At 70.0% G+C, this 21,117-nt stretch carries 14 protein-coding genes; 8 read left to right on the top strand and 6 right to left on the bottom strand.

Going from position 1 to position 21,117, the window contains the following annotated elements:
• Positions 1-2: 2 nt before the first annotated feature.
• The 3 genes from JOE57_RS00560 to wecB are packed head-to-tail and all read right to left on the bottom strand — an operon-like array spanning position 3 to position 4,599.
• Positions 3-2,129 (bottom strand): glycosyltransferase, encoded by a 2,127-nt coding sequence (locus tag JOE57_RS00560; protein WP_204915910.1) that lies wholly within the window; start codon positions 2,127-2,129, stop codon positions 3-5.
• The gene (locus tag JOE57_RS00555) at positions 2,126-3,496 is read right to left on the bottom strand and encodes a glycosyltransferase (protein WP_204915909.1); all 1,371 of its coding nucleotides are present in this window, start codon (positions 3,494-3,496) and stop codon (positions 2,126-2,128) included. Before JOE57_RS00555 ends, JOE57_RS00560 begins: the two co-directional genes overlap by 4 nt.
• Positions 3,496-4,599, bottom strand: coding sequence for a non-hydrolyzing UDP-N-acetylglucosamine 2-epimerase (wecB, locus tag JOE57_RS00550; protein ID WP_204915908.1), 1,104 nt, complete (start codon positions 4,597-4,599; stop codon positions 3,496-3,498). The genes JOE57_RS00555 and wecB overlap by 1 nt, the downstream gene beginning before the upstream one ends.
• 157 nt (positions 4,600-4,756) lie before the next feature.
• Between wecB and JOE57_RS00545 the strand changes: the two genes are divergently transcribed.
• The gene (locus tag JOE57_RS00545; RefSeq protein ID WP_204915907.1) at positions 4,757-8,263 is read left to right on the top strand and encodes a CDP-glycerol glycerophosphotransferase family protein; all 3,507 of its coding nucleotides are present in this window, start codon (positions 4,757-4,759) and stop codon (positions 8,261-8,263) included.
• Position 8,264: 1 nt separating this feature from the next.
• Complete coding sequence (locus JOE57_RS19045) at positions 8,265-9,782, top strand: CDP-glycerol glycerophosphotransferase family protein (protein ID WP_204915906.1); 1,518 nt, start codon at positions 8,265-8,267, stop codon at positions 9,780-9,782.
• Between the two features lie 143 nt (positions 9,783-9,925).
• On the opposite strand, the gene JOE57_RS00535 is transcribed toward JOE57_RS19045, so the two are convergent.
• Positions 9,926-12,022 carry a chorismate-binding protein gene (locus tag JOE57_RS00535; RefSeq protein ID WP_204915905.1) on the bottom strand — a complete coding sequence of 699 codons (2,097 nt, stop codon included), beginning with the start codon at positions 12,020-12,022 and terminating at the stop codon, positions 9,926-9,928.
• Entirely contained in the window at positions 12,015-12,953 is a 939-nt protein-coding gene (locus tag JOE57_RS00530; protein WP_338041084.1) for a 5'-3' exonuclease, read from the bottom strand. The genes JOE57_RS00535 and JOE57_RS00530 overlap by 8 nt, the downstream gene beginning before the upstream one ends.
• A gap of 49 nt (positions 12,954-13,002) precedes the next feature.
• Here JOE57_RS00530 and JOE57_RS00525 point away from each other — a divergent pair, with 49 nt between their 5' ends.
• Positions 13,003-13,443 carry an Lrp/AsnC family transcriptional regulator gene (locus JOE57_RS00525; protein WP_204915903.1) on the top strand — a complete coding sequence of 147 codons (441 nt, stop codon included), beginning with the start codon at positions 13,003-13,005 and terminating at the stop codon, positions 13,441-13,443.
• Positions 13,444-13,467: 24 nt separating this feature from the next.
• On the opposite strand, the gene JOE57_RS00520 is transcribed toward JOE57_RS00525, so the two are convergent.
• Positions 13,468-14,898, bottom strand: a complete 1,431-nt coding sequence (locus tag JOE57_RS00520) for a KamA family radical SAM protein (protein WP_204915902.1) — start codon at positions 14,896-14,898, stop codon at positions 13,468-13,470.
• A 140-nt stretch (positions 14,899-15,038) separates the two neighbouring features.
• Here JOE57_RS00520 and kdd point away from each other — a divergent pair, with 140 nt between their 5' ends.
• The 5 genes from kdd to JOE57_RS00495 all read left to right on the top strand — a co-directional run bounded on the left by kdd (position 15,039) and on the right by JOE57_RS00495 (position 21,089).
• Positions 15,039-16,094 (top strand): L-erythro-3,5-diaminohexanoate dehydrogenase, encoded by a 1,056-nt coding sequence (gene kdd / locus JOE57_RS00515; protein ID WP_338041083.1) that lies wholly within the window; start codon positions 15,039-15,041, stop codon positions 16,092-16,094.
• Between the two features lie 82 nt (positions 16,095-16,176).
• Positions 16,177-17,775: an amidohydrolase gene (locus JOE57_RS00510; RefSeq protein WP_204915901.1), complete on the top strand. Its 1,599-nt coding sequence runs from the start codon at positions 16,177-16,179 to the stop codon at positions 17,773-17,775.
• Positions 17,772-19,361 carry a lysine 5,6-aminomutase subunit alpha gene (gene kamD / locus JOE57_RS00505; protein ID WP_204915900.1) on the top strand — a complete coding sequence of 530 codons (1,590 nt, stop codon included), beginning with the start codon at positions 17,772-17,774 and terminating at the stop codon, positions 19,359-19,361. Before JOE57_RS00510 ends, kamD begins: the two co-directional genes overlap by 4 nt.
• On the top strand, positions 19,361-20,095 hold the full coding sequence (kamE, locus tag JOE57_RS00500) for a lysine 5,6-aminomutase subunit beta (protein ID WP_204915899.1): 735 nt from the start codon (positions 19,361-19,363) through the stop codon (positions 20,093-20,095). The genes kamD and kamE overlap by 1 nt, the downstream gene beginning before the upstream one ends.
• A 70-nt stretch (positions 20,096-20,165) precedes the next feature.
• A complete protein-coding gene (locus JOE57_RS00495; RefSeq protein WP_204915898.1) occupies positions 20,166-21,089 on the top strand; it encodes a hypothetical protein in 924 nt (307 codons plus the stop codon).
• The last annotated feature ends 28 nt before the right edge of the window (positions 21,090-21,117 follow it).

The following is a 21,117-nucleotide window of genomic DNA, read 5'->3' as shown; positions in this document are numbered from 1 at the left end:
GATCAGCCAAAGATCAGCCTCTCGTAGTCGTCGTCGACGACGCTCAGGTCCCAACGCCTGAGGACCTCCGCGGAGCTGCGGCCGGACTCCTGCTGCCAACGATCTTCGTCCGCAGTCACGGACAGGATCCGATCGGCAGCCTGCTCAGGCGTGTCGACCACCCAGTCGGGAGGATAGAGCGTTCGCGGCCCATGCGGCATTGCGGCGAAGAACGGCCAGTCTCGGACGACCGGGACGGCCCCGCTGGCGGCCGCCTCCAGCAGTCCGACCGGTGACCCCTCACGCACCGACGAGCAGAGGATCGTGCCAGCCTCGGCAAGCGGCTCGCCGACGTCATCGGCGTGCCCGAAGCGGGTGATAGCCCCGATCGGCTCCAACTCGTCCAGATCCTGCTGGAAGGCGGCACCGTACGCCGCCGCCGCGGGCGAGTGGGTCGTCTGGAAGTCGCTTCCGATCAGGAGCAACCGGTAGCGCGCGTCCTGGGCCCGCACCAACCGGAGCACCTGCACAGCCCAGCGAACATCCTTCGCCACGACCTGGAAGCCGATCATCGCGATCGTGAAACGGGCGTCGGCGGTCTTGGGGCGGATGACCCGTTTGAGGTCCATCGCGTTCGGAATGACATGGATGGCAGGTCGCTGGGCCGACGTCAGCGCCGGCAGTTGAGCCACCGTCAGATCCCTGACGTGCTCGCTGACGAAGATCAGGTCGTCGATCCTGGACAGGTCCAGCAGGACCGGCCACATGGTGAACGCCTCGTAGCTGTGCAGGCGGACCATCACGCGGGTGGTTCCCGGGTCGACCAAAGTCAGCAGCCGTGCGAATGAGGTGCACCAGTCGACGAAGAGCACGTCGGCCCAGTCGAGATGCGGCCGGATCTCGCGTTCGGCGATGTTGACCGCGCGGCGACTACCGGAGAGGATCGGCTCGACCATCCGGCGCGGGTCGGAGGAGAGGGTCTTCGCCCGGCCGACGTCGGTCGGGTCGATGATCCGCAGCTCGGCGTTGGGATGAGCCGCCAGCAGCGCCTGCAGCTCGCCGATGAAGTTGGTGTTGCCATTGGTGGCGATCAGCAACCGCAACGGCCGGTCGGTCGGCGGCCCGGCCGCCTGCTGCTCGCGTCCGGACTGGGCAGTGACGGCGCGAAAGGTCGTGCTCTCCCGCAGTGGTGCGGTGAAACCTGCCGGATCGGCCGCCAGTGGGGACAACGTCGAGTCGAGGTGGACGGCGCGGTGGAACGCCATGCGCAGCGCCAACAGCAGCGAGTCGGTCGCTCCCACCGTGTCCTTCTTCGCCAACAGGCTGTCGGCATAGCGCAGCTCGGCCGCGTAACCGGCGACGACGTCGCGCGGCTGGGCCCCGGCAGCAATGGCGGCCATCACCAGGCCACCCAGCAGATCCGCCCGAGCCCGCGGCGTACGCAGGCTGTCCACGACGGCTGCCGTCAGGATGTCGAGGTCCCTGCCTTCAGTGGTCTGCTGCAGGCCGGAGATGACCTCGACGGCGAGTTCGGCCCGGGCCCGCTCGGAGAGTCGCGGCGACAGCAGCAGCCGGCGCCACATCGGCAGTCGAGCTCCGGCCACCGCCCGACTGACGGTGGCGGCCCGGCGGACGACTGTCCTGGCGCTTCGTCTCGCACCGGCGCGGGCACCGGACGTGACCTGGGCCGGCCTTGGGCTGCGCCGGACCCACTCGGTGGCCGCCGCAGCGGTGCTGCGGGCGTTCCGCTCCAGCACCGCCTCGACTGCCGGCGTCAACCCGAACCTCGCCTCGGCTCGGGGATACTGCTGGGCCAACCGCCAGACCGAGTAGACCGCTGGGTTGTGCAGGGCCACCAGCACCTGGGCGCGCCTGGCGTGCTTCCTGACCCAGGGATCACGCTGCACGTGGGCCCAGATCTCCTCGGCGAAGATGCCGCGTCGCGCCGTCCGGAAGAAAGCGGCGCCGTAGCCCTCGGCCGGCAGGCGAAGGGAGCGCAGCCCGTCCAGCCCCAGGTCGGCATGCGTTGACTCGACATCGGTCATACCGGCGAGGTAAACCGTCGCTCCGGCCTCGTGCAGACGCCGTACGGCCTCCGCCACGGCGATCCGACCCGGTGTGTAGGCGGCGATCAGCAGCACCTCCTTCATGCGCCCGCCTTCCGGTGTCCGTCTCCGGTACTCCCGGTCGCCCTCTTGCGGGACAGCGCAAGCGCGGCCAGGTCCTGGACGGCAGGAGCCATCATGGCTGCCCGGTCGAACTGCGCCGCACAGGCACGCGCGGCCTGGCGATCCGCCGCGGACGCCTGTCGTGCCAGTTGGGCAGCGGACCGGATGAGCCTCGCCATCGTCTCGACCTCGACCCCTTCGGCGCCCGTCCACAGCGGGTAGCGCTGCAGCACGGTCGAGGCGTCGTGTTCGGCAGCATGGGCTGACACGATCGGCAGGCCGGTGGCCATGTACTCGTACACCTTCCCGCTGGTCACGTAACGGCCGCCGATGAGCATCAGTATGAGGACGTCCCAACGGTCGTAGAGGGCCGGCACGTCGCCCTTCGACACCGCTCCGCCGAAGCTGACCCCGTCCGCCGCCGCTGCTCCGAGCGCCTCGGTGATGCCGTTAGCCTCGCGGTTGGCCCCGGCGCCAACGTGGCCGCGCAGCTCGAACCGGGCGTCGGCGAGTAGCGGGTCGCTTTCGCGCGCCAGCCTCCACCCCTGGAGCACCTCGCGCAGCACGTCGGAGCGGAAGTTGACCGAGCCGAGATAGCCGAAGGTGAGCGGCGCACCCTGGGGCGGCTGTTGACGGGGCGAGGGCGGCTGGCTCTCGGGGTCGAAGCCGTTGCGGACGACGTGAACGCGGTCGGCGATCTCGGGGTAGCGCCTGCGGTAGTGCATGGCGATCGGCTCGTTGACCACCCACAGCGCCAGTGCGTCCGCCAGGATGGTCTGCTCCAGCCGTCCCTGGCGCGAGTGGCGGTCGAACGCCTCGACGCCCTCGACGACGTCGATGGACCAGCCGTCGCGGAAGTCCACGCTATAGGGGACGCCATGGCGCTCGAACATGTGGCGGGCCACCGACAGCAGCACGTACGGTACGCAGCTGGCCAGCAACAGGTCTGCGGGGTGCTCACTGTGGATGGCCTCCACGGCCTTGATCAGGGGGCGCTTCCAGCTGCCGTAGTGCGGCTCGGGGAAGTCCTTCTGGGTGCGCACCAAGTTGTCGCGCTGCCAGCCCCATGGGTCCAGGGCCCGCTTCTTGCTGTAGGTACGGATGTCGGTCTCGAGATCCTTTCGGACCAGCGGCAGCTCGACCACCTTGATCCGCCGGTCGACGCCACTGCTCAGGCTGTGGTCGAGGCCGTAGTCCCGCTTCCAGGAGTCCTTGGCGATGTTGACCACGGTGACATCCCAGCCCAGGCCGCAGAACTGGTTCGCGATCTCGCGCAGGCGGTAGGTGGAGCTCTTCGCTGCCGGTGGGAACCCGATGGCCAGGAAGATCAGGTGTGGGCGGCCGGTCATCAGGCGGTTGTCCCGGCTTCGAGGCGCTGCTCCAGCAGGGCGGCGACCTGTTCCGCCGCGTCACCGCGTCCGTACGGTGCACCGGGATCGGAGTCCGGCGCCCGACGGGTGGCCAGCTCGGACCACTCGACCTCCGTCAGTCGGCGAGGGTCGGGCACCAGCGTGTTCCAGCCGCCCGCCAACGTCTCGACCCACTCCGTCTCCGGGCGGAGGGTGGTGCACGGACGCCGCAACAGCAGCGACTCCTTCTGCAACCCGCCCGAGTCGGTGACGACACCCGCGGAGCCGAGGACGGCCGCGACCAGACCGGCGTACGGCAGCGGTCGGCCCACCCGGATCGAGCCGCGCTCGAGCCGGATCCCGTTCTCGGCCGCGCGGGCCACCAGCCTCGGGTGGGCCAACAGGATCACCTGTACGGGCAGGGCTGCCAGTGCGGCCAGCAGAGCCTCCAGCCGGTGCGGGTCGTCGGTATTGTCCGGGCGGTGCAGCGTGGCCACCAGGTAGGGCTCGGCTGGGTTGACACCCGCCGGCAGGTCGGGCGGCACCTCGCTCCCGGCGAGCACCCGGTCGCGCACCTGCAGGCACACGTCGACCATCACATCGCCGACCAGCACGGCCCTGGATGACAGTCCCTCGGCGGCCAGATGCCCCATCGCCTCGGTCGACGGGGCGAGCAGCAGATCGGCCGCGTGATCGGTCAGCACCCGGTTGTGCTCCTCCGGCATCCGGCGGTTGAACGAGCGCAGACCGGCCTCCAGATGAGCCACCCGGAGATGTTGTTTGACCGCGGACAGCGCACCCGCGACGGTGGAGTTGGTGTCGCCGTACACCAGCACCCAGTCCGGACGGTGCGCGTCGAGAACGGGGTCGAGTGCACTGAGCACGGCTCCGGTCTGAACGCCGTGGCTTCCGGAACCGACACCGAGATGCACGTCCGCCTCGGGAATGCCGAGGCCGGAGAAGAAGACTTCGGACAGGTTCACGTCGTAGTGCTGGCCGGTGTGCACGATCACATGCTCGTGCACGGTCCGAGCGAAGGCCGCCGCGACCGGCGCCAGTTTCACGAACTGTGGCCTAGCCCCGACGATGCTGAGCACCTTCACCGCTGCGTCCTCGTATCCGTCGTCGACAATGCGCGAGTGACTGTATCAACTGGTTCGTCGCGGCAGGTGCCGAGACTCGCCCGCGGAGAGGCAGCCACTCGCGCGGCAGGTCCAGCACTAGACTCCCTGGCGTCTGTCCGCGTCAGTTGAGGGGTCCATGACCAGCCAACCCACCACCGGCAACGGGTCGAGTGAGCCCCGCCGCGCGGCGGCACGCCACTGGATGGCCGCGTGCGGTCCAGCGGCGCTGGCGACGGCAACGGTGCTCGTGCTGTCGGCGGCACCAGCCCGGGTGCTGGCCTTTCCGGTGGTCGCGGGCATCGCGGTCGCCCTGGTGATCCTGGTTGGGGTGGCGCTACCGTTTCGCCGTCGGCGGGTCGCCGAAGATGACGAGCCGGAGTCGGTGTTCGGCTATCTCGGCGCAGTCAGGTGCGTATTGGCGGTGGCGGTCGGAGCGGTGCTGCTGACAGCGCAGGAGGCGACCGGCCAGCGGGTCGGCGCGGTCTTGGCGGTCTGCGTCCTGGTGGGCGCCGTGGTGCTCGAGCCGATCCTGCTCAGGCTGAGCCAGGCCAAGATCCCGTTCGTCGCCCACCTGCCCGGCACTGCTCCGGTTCGTCCGTTGCCGGAGCTCGACCTGGTCATCGTCGGTGCCAACCTGCTCGCCGTCACGGCCGGTCTTGGCTGCGGCGCCCTGGACCTGCCCGGCTGGCTCTGGACCGTGGTAGCCCTACTGTCACTGATCCCGGCTGGACTGCTCGCGTGGGCGGGCCGGGACCGGCTGCTGCGCGGACGACGCCTCGAGGCCGAGATCGGGCCGGCGCTGGCCGCCTTCGACCCGGAGTTCGTCGTCTACACCTCCCGTCCTGACGACGCGTCGTACCAGGTCGCGATGTGGCTGCCGTATCTCCAGCGCGCCGGGCGTCGCTTCGTCATCGTCACCCGCGACCGGGTGCCCGCCGAGGCGTTGGCGAAGCTGACCGACGTGCCGGTGGTGGTCCGGCGCCGGTTGGGCGACCTGGACGATGTGGTCACCCCGTCCCTGCGGGCCGCGTTCTATGTGAACGCCTCCTCGGGCAATGGGGCCTTCATCCGCTACACCCAGCTCACCCACGTGTATCTCGGTCACGGCGACTCCGACAAGCCGCCGTCCTACAACCCGACGCACGCCATGTACGACAAGATCTTCGCCGCCGGACCGGCAGCCACTCGGCGCTACGCCGCTCACGGCGTCAACATCCCGGCGGACAAGTTCGAGATCGTCGGCCGGCCGCAGGTGGAGGACGTCCAGCCTGCCGTCGGCCCGATCGCGGAGGTCGAGCGGCCGACCGTGCTCTACGCCCCCACCTGGCGGGGTCACGTCGAGGAGACCCTGCTGTACTCCCTGCCGGTGGGCGAGCGGATCGTTTCCGAGTTGCTGGCCCGCGAGGCGACGGTGATCTTCCGGCCGCACCCGTTCAGCTACTCCTTCCCCGACGACGCGGCCGTGATCACCCGGATCCAGCAGATGCTGGCCATCGATGCGGAGCGCACCGGGAGGCGTCATCTCTGGGGTGCCGCAGCCGAGACCGAGCGCGGCATCCTCGACTGCTTCAACGCCTCCGACGCGATGGTCTCCGACGTCTCCAGCGTCGTCTCTGACTACCTGTTCTCGGGCAAGCCGTTCGCGATGGTGGCGGTGCCGACAGATCCGGCCGTCTTCGTCGAGGAGTACCCGATCGCTCGGGCCGCCTACGTGGTCGACTCGCGGCTGGGAAACCTGGCGCGGGTCCTGGACGACCTGCTCGGGCCCGACCCGGCGGCCTCTCGACGGAGGGCGATCCGGGTCGACTATCTCGGCGACTTCCCGGCCGAAGGCTACGCCGAGGCCTTCGTACAGGCGGTCCGCCGGGTCAGTGAGCTTCCACCACATCCCGCGGAGCAGACCGAGCAGACCGAGGAGGCGGTCGGGACTGCAGCCGCGGCCGACCGGTCCGGCCTCCGGCGGGACGTGGCCTTCGTGGCCCGGGCGCTGGTGGTCACCGGAACGGCACTGCTCAGCCTGGCGGTGGCGATGCTGCAGGGACCCGCGGTGCTGGCCGGGCTGCTGGGATGGCTGTCGATCGCGCTGATGGCGGTGGCGCACCGGCGGGACCTGTCCCGGTCCGATCGCCGGATCGGCCTGGTCGGCTCCTTCGACATCGCCCGCAGCGTGCTGGTGCTGAGCATCGGGACGGAGCTCTTCACCCGGCACGGACCCTCGGGCTGGACCATCTCGGCTGTCTGCCTGCTGCTCTTCGCCACCACAGCCGAGCAAGTGGTCGCCGACGGCTGGGGCCGCAAGGGGCTGGAGGCTTCCGGCCTGCCTGGTCTGAACGTCTCCGTGTCGACGCCGCGATCGCTGCCACTGCTGCCGCTGGTGCACTGGGCGGTGCTGGCGTTGGGATGGGTGCTGGCGCTGGTGGACGCGCCGGTGGTGTGGTTCGCCCTGGCCCTGGTGCCGTTCGCGTTGTTCGTCGAGCCCCAGGTCCGCTCAACCGTCCGGGTCTATCGGGTGGTGGACGCGGAGGCCCGGCTGCGTCCGGCGCTGATCGACTATGCCCCGCAGTTCGCCGTGTACTTCTCCTCGACGGTCGGGGCCGCCTACCAGATCGGCATGTGGCTGCCCTACCTCCGGCGGATCGGACGGCCGTTCATCATCGTCGTGCGCAGCGTCCCGATGCTGCGTGAGGTGGCTTCACTGACCGACGTACCCGTGATCCAGCGCCCCACCCTGCGCAGTCTGGAGGACGTCGTCGTGCCGTCGCTGCGGGTGGCGTTCTATGTGAACAACGCGGTGCGCAACACACATTTCGTCGAGCGCCGGGAGCTGACCCACATCTGGCTGAACCACGGCGACTCGGAGAAACCCGCCTGCTACAACCCGGTGCACGCCATCTATGACCTGATCTTCGCGGCCGGGCAGGCCGGGATCGACCGGTATGCCCGGCACGGAGTCGAGATCCCCCGGGAGAAGTTCCGGATCGTCGGCCGGCCGCAGGTCGAGGTGATCACGCCGGCACGGGCGGCCATCCGTGAGATAAGTGCGCCGACCGTCCTGTACGCGCCGACCTGGCAGGGTCCCTACGCCGACGCCGCGGTCTACTCGCTGCCGCAGGGTCGCCGGATCGTCCAGGCACTGCTGGACCGCCGCGTCCGGGTGGTGTTCCGGGCTCACCCGTTCAACTACCGGTTCCCGCAGAGCCGGGCGCTGGTCGAGGAGATCGGCCGGCTGCTGGCGGAGGACCGTGCCCAGACCGGACGCGAGCACGTCTTCGGGGACGCGGCCGAGCGCGAGCTGACGGTGGAGGAGTGCTTCAACCTCTCCGATGCCATGGTCAGCGACGTCTCCGCCGTCGTCTCGGACTATCTGAAGTCAGGCAAGCCGTTTGCGATGGTCTCCGTCGGCCGCAGCCCGGAGCAGCTGCTGCAGGAGGCTCCGGCGGCACGGGCCGCCTACGTGATCCGGGAGGACCTGGCCAACCTGGCCGACGCCCTGGACCTGCTGCTGGGAACCGATCCGCTGGCCGGAGTCAGGGACGAGACCAGGGTCTACTATCTGGGGGACTTCCCGGCCGATGGGTACGCCCAGGGGTTCGTCGACGCCGCACTCACGGTCATCGACCAGCCGGTGGACCAGCATGCCTGAGGTGATCCGTCGCGCTCTGCGGGCTCTGGGCCCGCAGCTCCCGCTGGCCCTCGGCTTGGGGCTGCTGGTGGCGCTCGTTGCGGCACCGCGGCAGCCGGGCCTGCTCGTCTGGTTCGTCTCGGTCGTTGTCGGGCTCGCCGTGCTGGCGGTTCCGGCGCTCGAGCTGGTCGGGCGGGCCACCGCGCTGCGGGCCTACGGGCTGGCCGGCTATGCCGCCCCGGCGCCACCGCCCCCTGCCCGCTGGATCCGGTTCGGAGTGGGCGTGCTGATCATCGCTGTCGCCCTGGCGGCCGCCTTCGCGGTTCCTGCGGTGCTGCTCGGCGTGGGGGTTCTCGGCGCGATCGCCCTGGTCCTGACGGCTGGCCTGGGCTTTCTTCGGATCCGGTCGCGCGGGGCCGACCGGGCCCGGATCCGGTCGGCCCTGGAGGCTTGGGGACCACGGTTCCTGCTCTACACCGGTCGGCGTAACGACGCCAGCTATCAGCTGGCGATGTGGGTGCCGTTGTTGGAACGGCTTCGGGTGCCCTATCTGGTGGTGGTCCGGCACGTTGAGGCGGTGGCAGCTACCCGCAAGGTCACCGACGCACCGATCGTGTGCTGTCCGGAGAACGCCGACCTCGACTGTGTCGCTGTCGGCTCGGCCGTCTTCTACGTCAACATGGTCGCCCAGAACACGCCGTTCGTGCTGTACCGCAACCTCACCCACGTCTATCTCGGACACGGCGACTCCGACAAGGAGCTGTCCGCCCACCCGGGTCATGCCATGTTCGACCGGATCTTCGTCGCAGGTCGGGCCGCGGTGGACCGGTATCCGGCGAACGGGGTCGTGATCCCGCCGCAGAAGATCGTCGAGGTCGGCCGACCGCAGCTCGCGGGCATCGCCAAGGCCGACCGGGCGATCAACGAGGTCGCCGTCCCGCGGGTGCTGCTGGCGCCGACCTGGCGCGGGTACAACGCGAACACCAACCTCAGCTTCCTCCCCGCCGCCGAGGTGCTGGCCGCCGCACTGATCGCCCGAGGGGTCGAGGTGATCTTCCGTCCCCACCCGTTCAGCTGGCTGGGGCGGGCTGAGCGAGCCACCATCGCCGAGGTCGACACGCTGCTCACCTCGGACCGTACGTCGTCCGGACGGCGGCACGTGCTGGCGACCGAGGGGCGCGGCGTCCCGATCAGCGACGCCTTCGACGACTCCGACGCCTGCATCACCGACATCGGCAGTGTGCTAGTCGACTATTTCGCGACCCTGAAGCCGTATGCCGTGGTGCTGCCGCCCGGGGTCGAGTACGGCTGCGCCCACGAGCGGTTCCCGACCACCGGCGCGGCGTACCTGATGAAGATCGACGACCTGGTCGGTCCGCGCTCCACCCAGGTGCTCGGCCGCGCGCTGGACGATCTGCTCGGCGCCGACCCGATGGCGCACCGACGGGTGGACATCGCCCACTACTACCTGGGCCAGCATCCCGGCGACGACGAGCCCTTCCTGCGGGCCGCCCGAGAGGTCATCGGCCTCCCCTCCTGAGGTGCGGGGGGTGCGTGTGTCGGTTTCCCAAGTCGACTTGGGAAACTGTCACGTGACGGGGCAGATTTCCCTGGCTCAGTGACAGTTTCCCGTGCTTCGTCCGTACGGGCCTCGCTGCCGTACGCGATCTCGGGCCGGAGGGGTCACGCGGCATCGCCCGCACGGTCGATGAAGCCAAGCGCTGCGTTCAGCCGGTCAGCCAGCGCCTCATCGACAGGCAGCGGGCGGCCGTCGAGGTGGTCGATGATGACCACGCCACTGAGCGCGGAGGTCCAGTACGCGGCACGGGCGGCCCGCAGGTCGTCGATGCTGCCGGGGGCGATCCGATGCTCCAGGCCGAGCCGGGGCAGCAGGTCGAGCAGGGCCCTGCGGGTGACACCGGGCAGCAGGTCGTCGCGCAGCGGGGGAGTGACGACAACCCGGTCGGGGGTCAGCCAGACGATGTTGCCGCGCGTCGTCTCCAGCACCGTCCCGTCCTGGGCGACGAACAGCGGCAGGGCGCCGGCCGCCGCTGCCGTGGCCTCGGCCGCCTCCAGCACGCTCCGGTCGTTCCACTTGTGCCGCCACAGGGGGTCCGGGCGTGAGGTGATGACCACCGCTGACGAGCGGGTCCGCGGGCCGAGCTCGGACGACGTCACGCTGAACCCGACCGTCCCGGTGGAGTCGGGCAGGGCTCGCACCCGGATCCGCTGCCGCCGCTCGGGCCGCCCCCGGGCGGCCGCGGCCCGGACGTCGGTGGCCAACGTCTCGGGGATCCCGGTGCGCCACAGCTCACGACAGGACCGCTCCAGCCGGGCCAGGTGGTCCGACAGCCGCAGCACGTTCGGTCCGTACGCCAGCAGGCTCTCGAAGATGCCGCCGGACAGCTGCTCCGGCGTCGGGTCAGCCGGCACCGGCGACAGCTCGCTGGCGAGCGTCGAACCGGCCGCCGCGACCAGCGGCTGCGCCTTGTGTAGGCACTCGCGCCACTCCAGCATCGGCACCGAGTCGACCGTGATCCCGCCGCCGACTCCGAGGTCGAGCTGCCCCGCCTCGAGCTCGAAGCTGCGGATCAGGACACTGAACTCGGAGCCTGCGATCGGGCTGACCATGCCGAACGCCCCGGTGTACGCCCGCCGCCGCACCGGCTCCAACCGAGCGATCCCCTCGAGCGCGGACGACTTGGGGGCGCCGGTGACCGAACCCGGCGGGAAGGTGGCGCGCAGCAGCTGGGACAGACCCATCCCGTCGGCGAGCTCGCCGCTGACGGTTGAAACCAGGTGCCAGACCCCCGGATGGGGCTCCACCGCGAGCAGGTCGTCGACCACCACCGTTCCGGGGCTGCAGACCCGCGACAGGTCGTTGCGCACCAGGTCAACGATCATGATGTTCTCCGCCGCATCCTTGGCGGACGCCCGCAGCAGGGGCGAGTCCACCTCTCCCGACCGTCGGGGCGCGGTGCCCTTGATCGGCGCGGACACCACCCCGCGGCCGCGGACCCGAAGAAACAGCTCCGGCGACAGGCTGACCACGGCCCGATCCGCGGTGCCGATGAACCCGCCCAGGCCGGGGCGCAGCTCGGCGGCCGTGGCAGCGAACAGCGACAACGGGTCGCCCTCGTACGACGTCCGCAACCGGGTACAGATGTTCACCTGGTAGTAGTCACCTCGCCGGATCTGACCGATCGCCTCCTCGACCGCAGCCAGGTATCCCTCCCGGACGCTCCAGCCGGGCAGCACCGCTCCGAAGGTGCCCACTCGCCAGCGGGCGGCCGGGGTCGACGTTGTTGTTGGGGTGGCACCGGCTGCGGAGAGCAGGGTGCGCCAGGACAACAGCTCCCGCTCCATCGTCGCTTCCCGGCCCGGGAGCCCGAGCGTCTCGAACACCCAGCCCTGACTGGGGTCGAGGCGCAGCACCGCGTCGTAGAAGCCGAGCAGCGAGCTGCCAGGGTCGAAGCCGATGCTGCCGATCCACCCCCCGCCCAGCAGCGCAGGGCCACGCCCTGTCGCGACTCCGCCTGCACCAGCACCTGGCGGGACTGAGGGGAGCTCGCCGACAGCCTCGATAGGGTCCTCGCCGGCAGCCAGCCACCGCAAGGGGCGTCGAGCGATCAGCGGTGCGCCCTCGAACCAGTTGCCCCAAAGGCACGCGGGCTGGTCCTCGGCCCGCAGCCGGGCGAGCACCTCGGTCGGCGGCAGGGCGGAGCCGAGCGGCACCGACCACGGCCGGGCCGGACCGGGCAACCGCGCCTGTTCAGTCACTCCGGCTGGTACGGGCAGCCAGCGCGGCGAGCACCCGGGTCGCGCTGCCGCCCAGGCCCAGGGACTCGGCGAGTCGGGTGAACACCTCCGGATCCGGCGGCGCTGCGGGCATCCGCAGGTCATCGAGTCCCACCGACAGGTCGAGGTCACGCACGACGGCGACCACCGTCGGGGCGACGGCCAGGTAGTCGATGCCGGCCGCCAGCTTCGCCCGCACTCCGCCGCTGACCGCCGACGCGGGGTCGCTGGCAGCGGCGAGAATCCCCTCGAGGTCGCCGTACCGCTCCAACAGACCGGCCGCCGTCTTCTCGCCGATACCGGCCACACCAGGCAGTCCGTCGGAGGTGTCTCCGCGCAGAGTGGCGAACGGGACGTACGCGGCGGGGGAGACGCCGTATTTGCTCCGCACCCAGTCATCGGTGACCGACTCGAGATTGCTCATCCCCCTGGCGGTGTAGAGGATCCGGACCTGACGGGCGTCGTCGACCAGCTGGAACAGATCCCGGTCACCGGTGACGATGTCGACCGGCATGTCTGCTCGGGTCGCCAGCGTGCCGATCACGTCGTCCGCCTCGTAACCGTCCGCACCGACGATCGCCACGCCGAGCGCCTGCAGAGTCTCGACGATCCAGGGCACCTGCCGTGCCAGCGCGTCCGGAGCCTCCTCGGCCACCGCACGACCGTCGGTGCTGACCGGGCTGACCCCGGCCGCCACCCGATGGGTCTTGTACGTCGGGATCAGCTCCACCCGCCACTCCGGCCGCCAGTCGTTGTCCCAACAGCAGGCGAGGTGCGTGGGCTGATAGTCCTCGACCAACCGGGCGATGAAGTCGAGCAGACCACGGACCGCATTGACCGGTTTGCCGTCCGGTGAGCGCAGCGAGTCGGGCATGCCGTAGAAAGCCCGGAAATACAACGATGCTGTGTCCAAAAGAAGAAGTCGGGAGGAGTCCACGCACGAATACTGGCACGATTGCGCCATGGAAAAGCTGGATCGTCGCATTCTTGGATTGCTCGCCAGGGACGGTCGCATGTCGTACACGGACATCGGCAAGGAGACGGGCCTGTCCACCTCAGCGGCGCAGCAGCGGGTCCGCCGACTCGAGCAGCGTGGCGCGATCAAGGGCTACCACGCCCGGGTCGCGCCGGAGGCGATCGGCCTTGAGCTGACCGCGTTCATCAGCATCAAGCCGTTCGAGCCCAATCAGCCGGACGACCATCCCGAGCGGCTGCGGGAGATCGATGAGATCGTCTCCTGCTACTCGGTGGCCGGCGACGCCAACTACCTGCTCAAGGTGCAGGTGGCCAACACCGCCGCGCTGGAGGTGCTGCTGGCCCGGATCCGCGCTGTCGGGGGCGTGTCCACCCAGAGCACCATCGTCTTGTCCACGCCGTACGAGGACCGGCCCCCGGCGATCTGACAGCCGTGTCCTCGGCGAGCCGGCTCAGCCGGCCTGGCGCGAGGCTGCGTCGCGGGAGGCGTTGGCCCGCCGAAGCTCAGCGTCCAGATCGACGTCGGTGTGCGCCGCCCACCACTGCTGGCCCTCCGCAGGCAGCGTGTAGATCGGGTCGTAGTACTCGTAGGCCCGAGTGAGCGCGTCCGGATCGCTGACCTCGAGGCCGGTCCGGTAGTTCTTGTGCCAGTAGGAGATCCCGCGGGCACGGTCGTACTCGGACAGCTGGTGGACCCAGCGCTTGCCGACGAACGGCACATCGCAGACGATCCGCGGGGTGGCGAAACCGGGCAAGTAGCCGAGGATCGCGTGCTGCAGCTGTTGAGCCTCGGCGACGGAGAGCCGCCAGTGCTCCGCGAACGGGATCATGTCGCACAGGTAGAAGTAGTACGGAGTGATGTTCGCCCCGTCGAGCAGGGCGAAGCACAGGTCGAGCAGCTGCTCGGACGAGTCGTTCACGCCGCGCATCAGCACCCCCTGGTTGCGGATGTCACGCACGCCGGCATCCAGCATCGCCCGGCTGGCCCGTGCCACCAGCGGCGTGACCGACTGGGCCGCGTTGACGTGGGTGTGGATGGCCAGCATCACGCCCCGGTCTCGCGCCGTCCGGGCCAGCCGTTCCATCCCGGCTCGGAGATCGTCGCCCAACCAGTGCTGCGGCAACCCCATCAGCGCCTTCGTCGCCAACCGAATGTCACGGATGTTCTCGATCTCGAGCAGAGCAGCGACGAACGCCTCGAGCCGGGGCCACGGCATGTTCGCCACGTCGCCACCGGAGACCACCACGTCGCGGACGGCTGGGGTCCGGCGCAGATAGGCGAGCATGGCATCGAGCCGGTCGTTGGGCCGGCCGAGGAACTTGAGCTTGGACACCTGCGCGGTGGAGTTGCCGACCAGGTCCATCCGGGTGCAGTGGCCGCAGTACTGCGGGCAGGTCGGCAGCACCTCGGCCAGCACCTTGGTGGGGTAACGGTGGGTCAGGCCCTCGGTGGCCCACATGTCGTGCTCGTGCAGGGAGTCGCGGCTGGAGTGGGGATGCGACGGCCAGTCGGTTCGCCGGTCGGAGAAGACCGGGAGCATGTAGCGACGCACCGGGTCCGCCAGCAACGCCTCCGTGTCGGGCACCGCGTGCGGGACCATGGTGTTGACCATCTGCGGTGGTACCAGCATCGACATGGTGGCCCGTTCGGCCTGGTCACGCTCGAGGTCGGCGAAGAAGCTGTCGTCAACCAGGTCGCCGAGGACGGCGCGGAGCTGGCCGACGGTCTTGACGCAATGGGCGCGTTGCCACTGGACGTCCTCCCACTCCGCGGTGGTGACGTCTCGCCAGCCAGGCAGCCTGGTCCAGTCCGGCTCGACCAGCTCGGCGCGTCGGTAGGCATACGGCTGCCCGGCGGTGATGGGCTCGAGTATCGAGGTCATGGCTGGCTCCCGGAGTGCAGTTGCGGCGGCCTCGATCGTCGATCGCGCCGAGAAGATCCACTGTGCTGTAATGACTGTACGCAAGAATATCCCGCAGATGCGTATTATCACGCCAAGATTGGCTGATGCGGAGGAGAGTCGTGGCAGCACCACAGCCTTCCGGCATGGCCGGGATCGGGCTCAACCGCGTCCTGGAACCGATCGGCTCGCTGCCACAGAGCGCACTGCGCCTGGACGCCGAGTCCCCGCCGGCGGCGGACGAGGTGGCTATTGCCGTCGAGCGGCTGAACCTGGACGCGGCCAGCTTTCGGCAGATCTCCGAGTTCTGCGACGGCGACCCGGACCGGATCCGGGCCCACGTACTGGAGATCATCACCAGTCGGGGCAAGATGCACAATCCGGTCACCGGGTCGGGCGGGATGCTCATCGGCACCGTGGAGTACGCCGGCCCGCAGTCCCCGCTCGGTCTCGGAGCGGGCCAGCGGGTGGCGACGCTGGTGTCGCTGACCCTGACCCCGCTGCAGGTGACCGACGGGCTGACCCGTTGGGATGGGCTGAGCGAACAGGTGCCGTGCTCCGGGCGGGCGATCCTGTTCGCCCGGTCGATCGCCGCCAGGCTGCCGGACGATCTGCCTGCCGAGCAGGCGCTGGCGGTGTTCGACGTCTGTGGCGCCCCGGCGCTCACCCGACGCGTCGTGCAGGACTATCAGCAGCGGGGCGGCCCGACGGTGGTCGCCGTCATCGGCGCGGCCGGCAAGAGCGGCTCGCTGGCGCTGGCGTCGGCCGCGGACCTCGGCGCCACCACCATCGGCGTCGTCTACGACGCCGACGAGCTGCAGGCATTGGAGCGGGCCGGCTTGGCCGACCGGGTGGTGTCCTGTGACGCCCGCGACCCGGTGGCGCTGCTGTCGGCGGTGACCGCGGCCGGCGGGCCGGCGCAGGTCACCGTCGTCTGTGTCGATGTGGCTGGTTGTGAAGGCGGCGCCGTGCTGAGCACGGCCCAGGGCGGCACGGTGATCTTCTTCTCGATGGCCACCCAGTTCGCGGCCGCGGCGCTGGGTGCCGAAGGCCTGGCCTGCGACATCACCATGATCATCGGCAACGGTTACCTGCCGGGGCACAGCGACCTGGCGCTCGACCTCTATCGGCGCACGGCCGGGGTTCGGCAGTTGTTCGCTCGCCGGCTGGGACACTGAGCTGTGATGTCCTGCCCAGCCCGTGCCCCGGAAGATCGAGTGCCCGAGAGGATCGAGTGCCTGTGATGACGGCGTACCCACGATGACCGCCTGCACGGTGTTCACCGGCGGTGTCATTTATCGTCCGGGCGCAGAGCCCTGCACCGCGGTAGTGGTGCAAGGCGGACGCATCGCCTATCTCGGCGATGACGACGGCGCCCAGAGTTGGCTCGGCAGCCCAGCTGAGGCCGACCCGGCGCAGCATGTTGATCTTGCTGGCCGACTGTTGACGCCCGCTTTCGTTGACGCGCACCTGCACACTGTGCAGACCGGACAGAAGCTGGCCGGTCTCGACCTCAGCGCGGCACGCCGGGTGGAGGACGTTCTCGACGCCGTCGCGGGATACGCCGCGGCCAACCCCGATCGCCGGGTGATCGTCGGTCAGGGCTGGGACGAACGCTCCTGGCCCGACCCGCGACCGCCGCTGCGATCCGAGCTCGACCGGGCGGCCGGCGCGGTGGCGGTCTATCTGGCCCGAGTCGATGTCCACTCCGCGGTCGCCTCCTCGGCTCTGCTCGATCGACTGCCGGACGTGGCGCTGGCCGCCGGCTTCACGGCGGAGGGCTGGCTGACCCGCGACGCCCATCATCTGTGCCGGGTGACGATGGACGCCCTGTTCACCGACGAGGAGCGCCGTACGGACGCGCGTCGCGCGCTGCAGTGGGCGGCACGTGAGGGTATCGCCTCCGTCCACGAGCTGGGCGGTCCGCATCTGGGTCCGCTGCAGGACCTGACCAGGGTCAGCGAGGTGGGGGCCGAGGTCGGCATCGGGGTCGTCACCTACTGGGGTGAGCTGGCAGGGCCGGAGTCGATCGAGCGGGCCACCAGTGCCGGTGCCGCGGGCCTGGCCGGTGACCTGTGTGTCGACGGCGCCATCGGGTCACACACCGCCGCCTTGCTGGAGCCCTACGCTGACGCCGATCCCGAGCTGCCCGGCGGCGGGCGCGGCTACCGCTACCTGGACGTCGACCAGATCGCCGACCACGTGGCGTCCTGCACCCGTGCCGGCCTGCAGGCCGGCTTCCACTGCATCGGCGACCAGGCCGTCGCGGCCACCGTCGAGGGGCTGCGCCAGGCCGCTGTCGTGGTCGGCGCGCCGGCACTGGTCGGTGCGCGGCACAGGCTCGAGCACCTCGAGATGATCGCCGAGCAGGACATGGCGACCCTGGCCGAGCTCGGCGTGGTCGCCAGCATGCAGCCCGGCTTCGACGCAGCCTGGGGAGGCCCGGGCGAACTCTACGAGCAGCGCCTCGGTCCGCGGTATCGACAGATGAACCGCCTGGGCACCCTGCACCGGCGGGGAGTCCGCCTCGCGCTCGGCTCCGACTCACCGGTCACGCCCATCGCAGGCTGGGCCACGATCCGCGATGCCACCCAGCACTGGCAGCAGGACGAACGGCTCACCGTGACCGAGGCCTTCGAGGCCGCCACCATCGGTGGACACCGGGCGGCCGGCGATGACGTCTCCGGGGCCATGGTGGTCGGGGCCCCAGCGCAGCTGGCGGTCTGGGATTCACCCGACGGGGAGCCGCTGAGCCTGGACCCGTCCGGGCTACCGGAGCTGACCGACCAGCACCCGCTGCCGCGGTGCGTCGCCACCTTGGCTGCGGGCCGGTTCATCTACTCGGAGGATGCTCAATGAGCTCGCCCATGCACCAGCTGAAGCTGCCCGCTCAGACCGTACGCAAGGCACGCCGGTTGGCGGCGCGAGCCGGCGAACCGATCGTCGAGCTGGCCCGGGCGCATACGACGGTGTCGGTAGAGCGGGCCCTGCTTCGGCTCGCCGGTCTGCAGGGCGCCGACGAGGAGGGCACCCCCTGGGTCAACCGGCTGCTCGACGCCGTCCGAGGGGATGTCGGGCTCGAGCATGGTGCGGCGCTGCCCGTCTGGCATGCCATGAGCAGCACCGGACTCGACCTCCTCGGCTTGGCGCAGAAGGCCGCCAGCGGTGATGTCCGCTTCGACCTGCCGACCGGCCGGGCAGCCGTCGCCGCCCGTTCCCGCAGCCGGGCCTCGGCGAAGGCCGGGCTCGCCCGTGTCGACGCCAACCGTCGGCTGCGGACGAAGTTGATCAAGAGGTGGGGAGAGGCCCCCGGCCGGCCGTGGATCTACCTGATCGTGGCGACCGGGGACATCTTCGAGGACATCCCGCAGGCCCAGGCCGCCGCGCGCTCGGGCGCCGATGTGATCGCCGTGATCCGCTCGACCGGCCAGTCCCTGCTGGACTTCGTCCCGGAAGGGGCCACTCGGGAGGGTTTCGCCGGGACGTACGCCACCAGTGAGAACTTCCGGTTGATGCGAGCGGCGTTGGACGAGACCTCCGCCCAGCTGGGCCGCTACGTCCGGCTGACCAACTACGCCTCGGGTCTCTGCATGCCCGAGATCGCCACTCTGGCCGGTCTGGAGCGGCTGGACATGATGTTGAACGACTCGATGTACGGCATCCTGTTCCGCGACATCAACCCGATCCGGACCTTCGTCGACCAGCGGTTCTCCAGGCAGATCCATGCCCGCGCCGGCATCATCATCAACACCGGCGAGGACAACTACCTGACCACCGCCGACGCGGTCGAGGCGGCCCACACGGTCACCGTCAGCCAGCTGATGAACGAGTATTTCGCCAAAGAGGCGGGCCTCGAGGACTGGCAGCTGGGTCTGGGCCACGCCTTCGAGATCAACCCCGACCTGCCGGACAGCTTCCGGCTCGAGCTCGCCCACGCGCTGCTGGCGCGTTCCCTGTTCCCGGACGCTCCGCTGAAGTGGATGCCGCCGACCCGGCACATGACCGGCGACATCTTCCGCGGCTATCTGCTCGATGCCTTCTTCAACCTGGTCGGCGCCCTCACCGGGCAGGGCATTCTGCTGGTCGGCATGATGACCGAGGCCGTGGTGACCCCGTGGCTGAGCGACCGCGACCTGGCCCTGGCGAACGTGCGGTACGTGATGAACGCGGCCGGCAACCTGGGCGAGGACTTCCACCCTGCGCCGGACGGGTTCATCGCCACCCGGGCGCGGCAGGTGCTGGCGGAGAGCGTGGACCTGCTGGAGCGGATCTGTGACGACGGCATGCTCAACGCCATCGCCGACGGCACCTTCGGGCTCATGCGGCGTCCCGCCGACGGCGGTCGTGGTCTGGACGGGGTGGCGGCCAAGGCGGACGACTACTTCAACCCCGCCGCCGAGCTGCTCGAGGCAGGCCTTGCCGCGCCCAGCGGGGAGGTGCACTGATGGCGATCATCAGGCCGTACGGGGACGCGACCGGAGACGGGATGGTGCAGCTGTCCTTCACCCTGCCCGTCCCGCACGACAAGCGCGCCGAGGGCGCGGCACTGCAACTGGCCGGCAAGATGGGCCTGTCCCCGGCCATGGTGGTGCACGCGCAGCAGATGGGGGAGTCGCACACCTTCTTCATCGTGTACGGGTCCGTCACCCATCTCGTCGACACCGACCAGGTGGTCGTGGTCGAGCGCGACTTCCCGCTGCTGTCGCCCAAGGAGGCCAACCTGGCCATCCGGCGCAAGCTGCGTCGCCGGCTGGTGGTGGTGGGTGCCTGCATCGGCACCGATGCCCATACCGTCGGCATCGACGCCATCCTCAACCTCAAGGGTTACGCGGGGGAGAAGGGGCTGGAGTACTACCGCGAGATCAAGGTGATCAACATGGGTGCGCAGGTCAGCGTCCCCAGCCTGGTCCGGCGGGCCCGGGCGGAGAAGGCTGACGCGGTGTTGATCAGCCAGGTCGTCACCCAGCGCGATGCCCACCTGCACAACACTTTGGAGGCGGCGGCGGCGTTCAACGAGGCCTACCCGCCGGATCGTCGCCCACTGCTGATCGTCGGAGGTCCGCGCTTCGACGAGTCGATGGCGAGCGAGCTGGGGGTGGACCGGATCTTTGCCCGTGGGGCCAGCCCGGGCGAGGTGGCGAGCTACATCGTCCATCGGCTGGTGGCCCGCGAACGCTGATCGAGCGCCCGGTGCCGTCCTGTGGCTCATCGCTTGATACCCCTATGGGGTATGTGTATATACTGCGGGCATGACCAACGTCGCGATCAAGCTGGGCAGCTTTGCGGTGGGGCTCGCCCTCCTCTTCGGGCTGGCCTTCGCCGTCGGTCACGCTGTCCGACCAGTCTCCGGCGATCGGGCCGTGCCCGGTCATCAGGCGGGCGGGATGGATGGCCACGATGAGTCCGCCGACCCGTCCCAGAAGTCTCAGACGCTGCCCGGGCTTGCCGTCTCCGAGCAGGGCTACACCCTGGTGCCGGAGCGGGTCAGCTATGCCAGCGGCAGCAGGCAGCCGTTCCGGTTCGCCATCACCGGCCCGGACGGCCAAGCAGTGCAGCACTACCGACTCGCCCACGAGAAGGAGTTGCACCTGATCGTCGTCGCGCGCGACCTCGGCAGCTTCCAGCATCTGCACCCGACCAGGGGCGCCGACGGGACCTGGAGCGCGACGCTGGACCTCTCCGAACCCGGTCCCTACCGCGTCTTCGCAGACTTCACCCCCGAGGCGTCTCCGAGCGCCCTGACCCTCGGTGTCGACGTCTTCGTGGCCGGGCACTACGTCCCGGCGGCGCTGCCGGAGCCGGCCGACGTCGCAACCGTGGACGGCTACCAGGTAACCCTTAGCGGTGCGCCGGTGGCCGATGAGGAGTCGGTTCTCAGCTTCCGCGTCAGCCGGGATGGGCGGGCGGTCGGAGACCTCGAGCCCTACCTCGGCGCCTTCGGGCACCTGGTCTCCCTGCGGGTCGGTGATCTGGCCTACCTGCACACGCACCCGGCGATGATGGCCGAGGCCGGTCAGCGCGGGGGCCCGTCGGTGCAGTTCGCCACGACCTTCCCGACGGCCGGCAGCTACCGCCTGTTCCTGGACTTCAAGCACGGCGGCAGCGTCCACACCGCCGCGTTCACTGTGACGGTCGACCGTCACGGTCACCCGACGGCGAGCCCGACGCGATGATGTCCCTCCGGCCAGGCAGTGCACGTCT

This window comes from Microlunatus panaciterrae (assembly GCF_016907535.1).
Lineage (GTDB): Bacteria > Actinomycetota > Actinomycetes > Propionibacteriales > Propionibacteriaceae > Microlunatus > Microlunatus panaciterrae.
This window is presented reverse-complemented; position numbering and strand designations above follow the sequence as displayed.

What these genes read in the sequence shown, in the direction of transcription:
- JOE57_RS00545 (WP_204915907.1), top strand. Translation starts at nt 4,757, where the DNA reads ATGACCAGCCAACCCACCACCGGCAACGGGTCGAGTGAGCCCCGCCGC.
- JOE57_RS00560 (WP_204915910.1), bottom strand. Translation starts at nt 2,129, where the DNA reads ATGAAGGAGGTGCTGCTGATCGCCGCCTACACACCGGGTCGGATCGCC.
- JOE57_RS00510 (WP_204915901.1), top strand. Translation starts at nt 16,177, where the DNA reads ATGACCGCCTGCACGGTGTTCACCGGCGGTGTCATTTATCGTCCGGGC.
- JOE57_RS00520 (WP_204915902.1), bottom strand. Translation starts at nt 14,898, where the DNA reads ATGACCTCGATACTCGAGCCCATCACCGCCGGGCAGCCGTATGCCTAC.
- JOE57_RS00555 (WP_204915909.1), bottom strand. Translation starts at nt 3,496, where the DNA reads ATGACCGGCCGCCCACACCTGATCTTCCTGGCCATCGGGTTCCCACCG.
- JOE57_RS00495 (WP_204915898.1), top strand. Translation starts at nt 20,166, where the DNA reads ATGACCAACGTCGCGATCAAGCTGGGCAGCTTTGCGGTGGGGCTCGCC.
- kamE (WP_204915899.1), top strand. Translation starts at nt 19,361, where the DNA reads ATGGCGATCATCAGGCCGTACGGGGACGCGACCGGAGACGGGATGGTG.
- JOE57_RS00525 (WP_204915903.1), top strand. Translation starts at nt 13,003, where the DNA reads ATGGAAAAGCTGGATCGTCGCATTCTTGGATTGCTCGCCAGGGACGGT.
- kamD (WP_204915900.1), top strand. Translation starts at nt 17,772, where the DNA reads ATGAGCTCGCCCATGCACCAGCTGAAGCTGCCCGCTCAGACCGTACGC.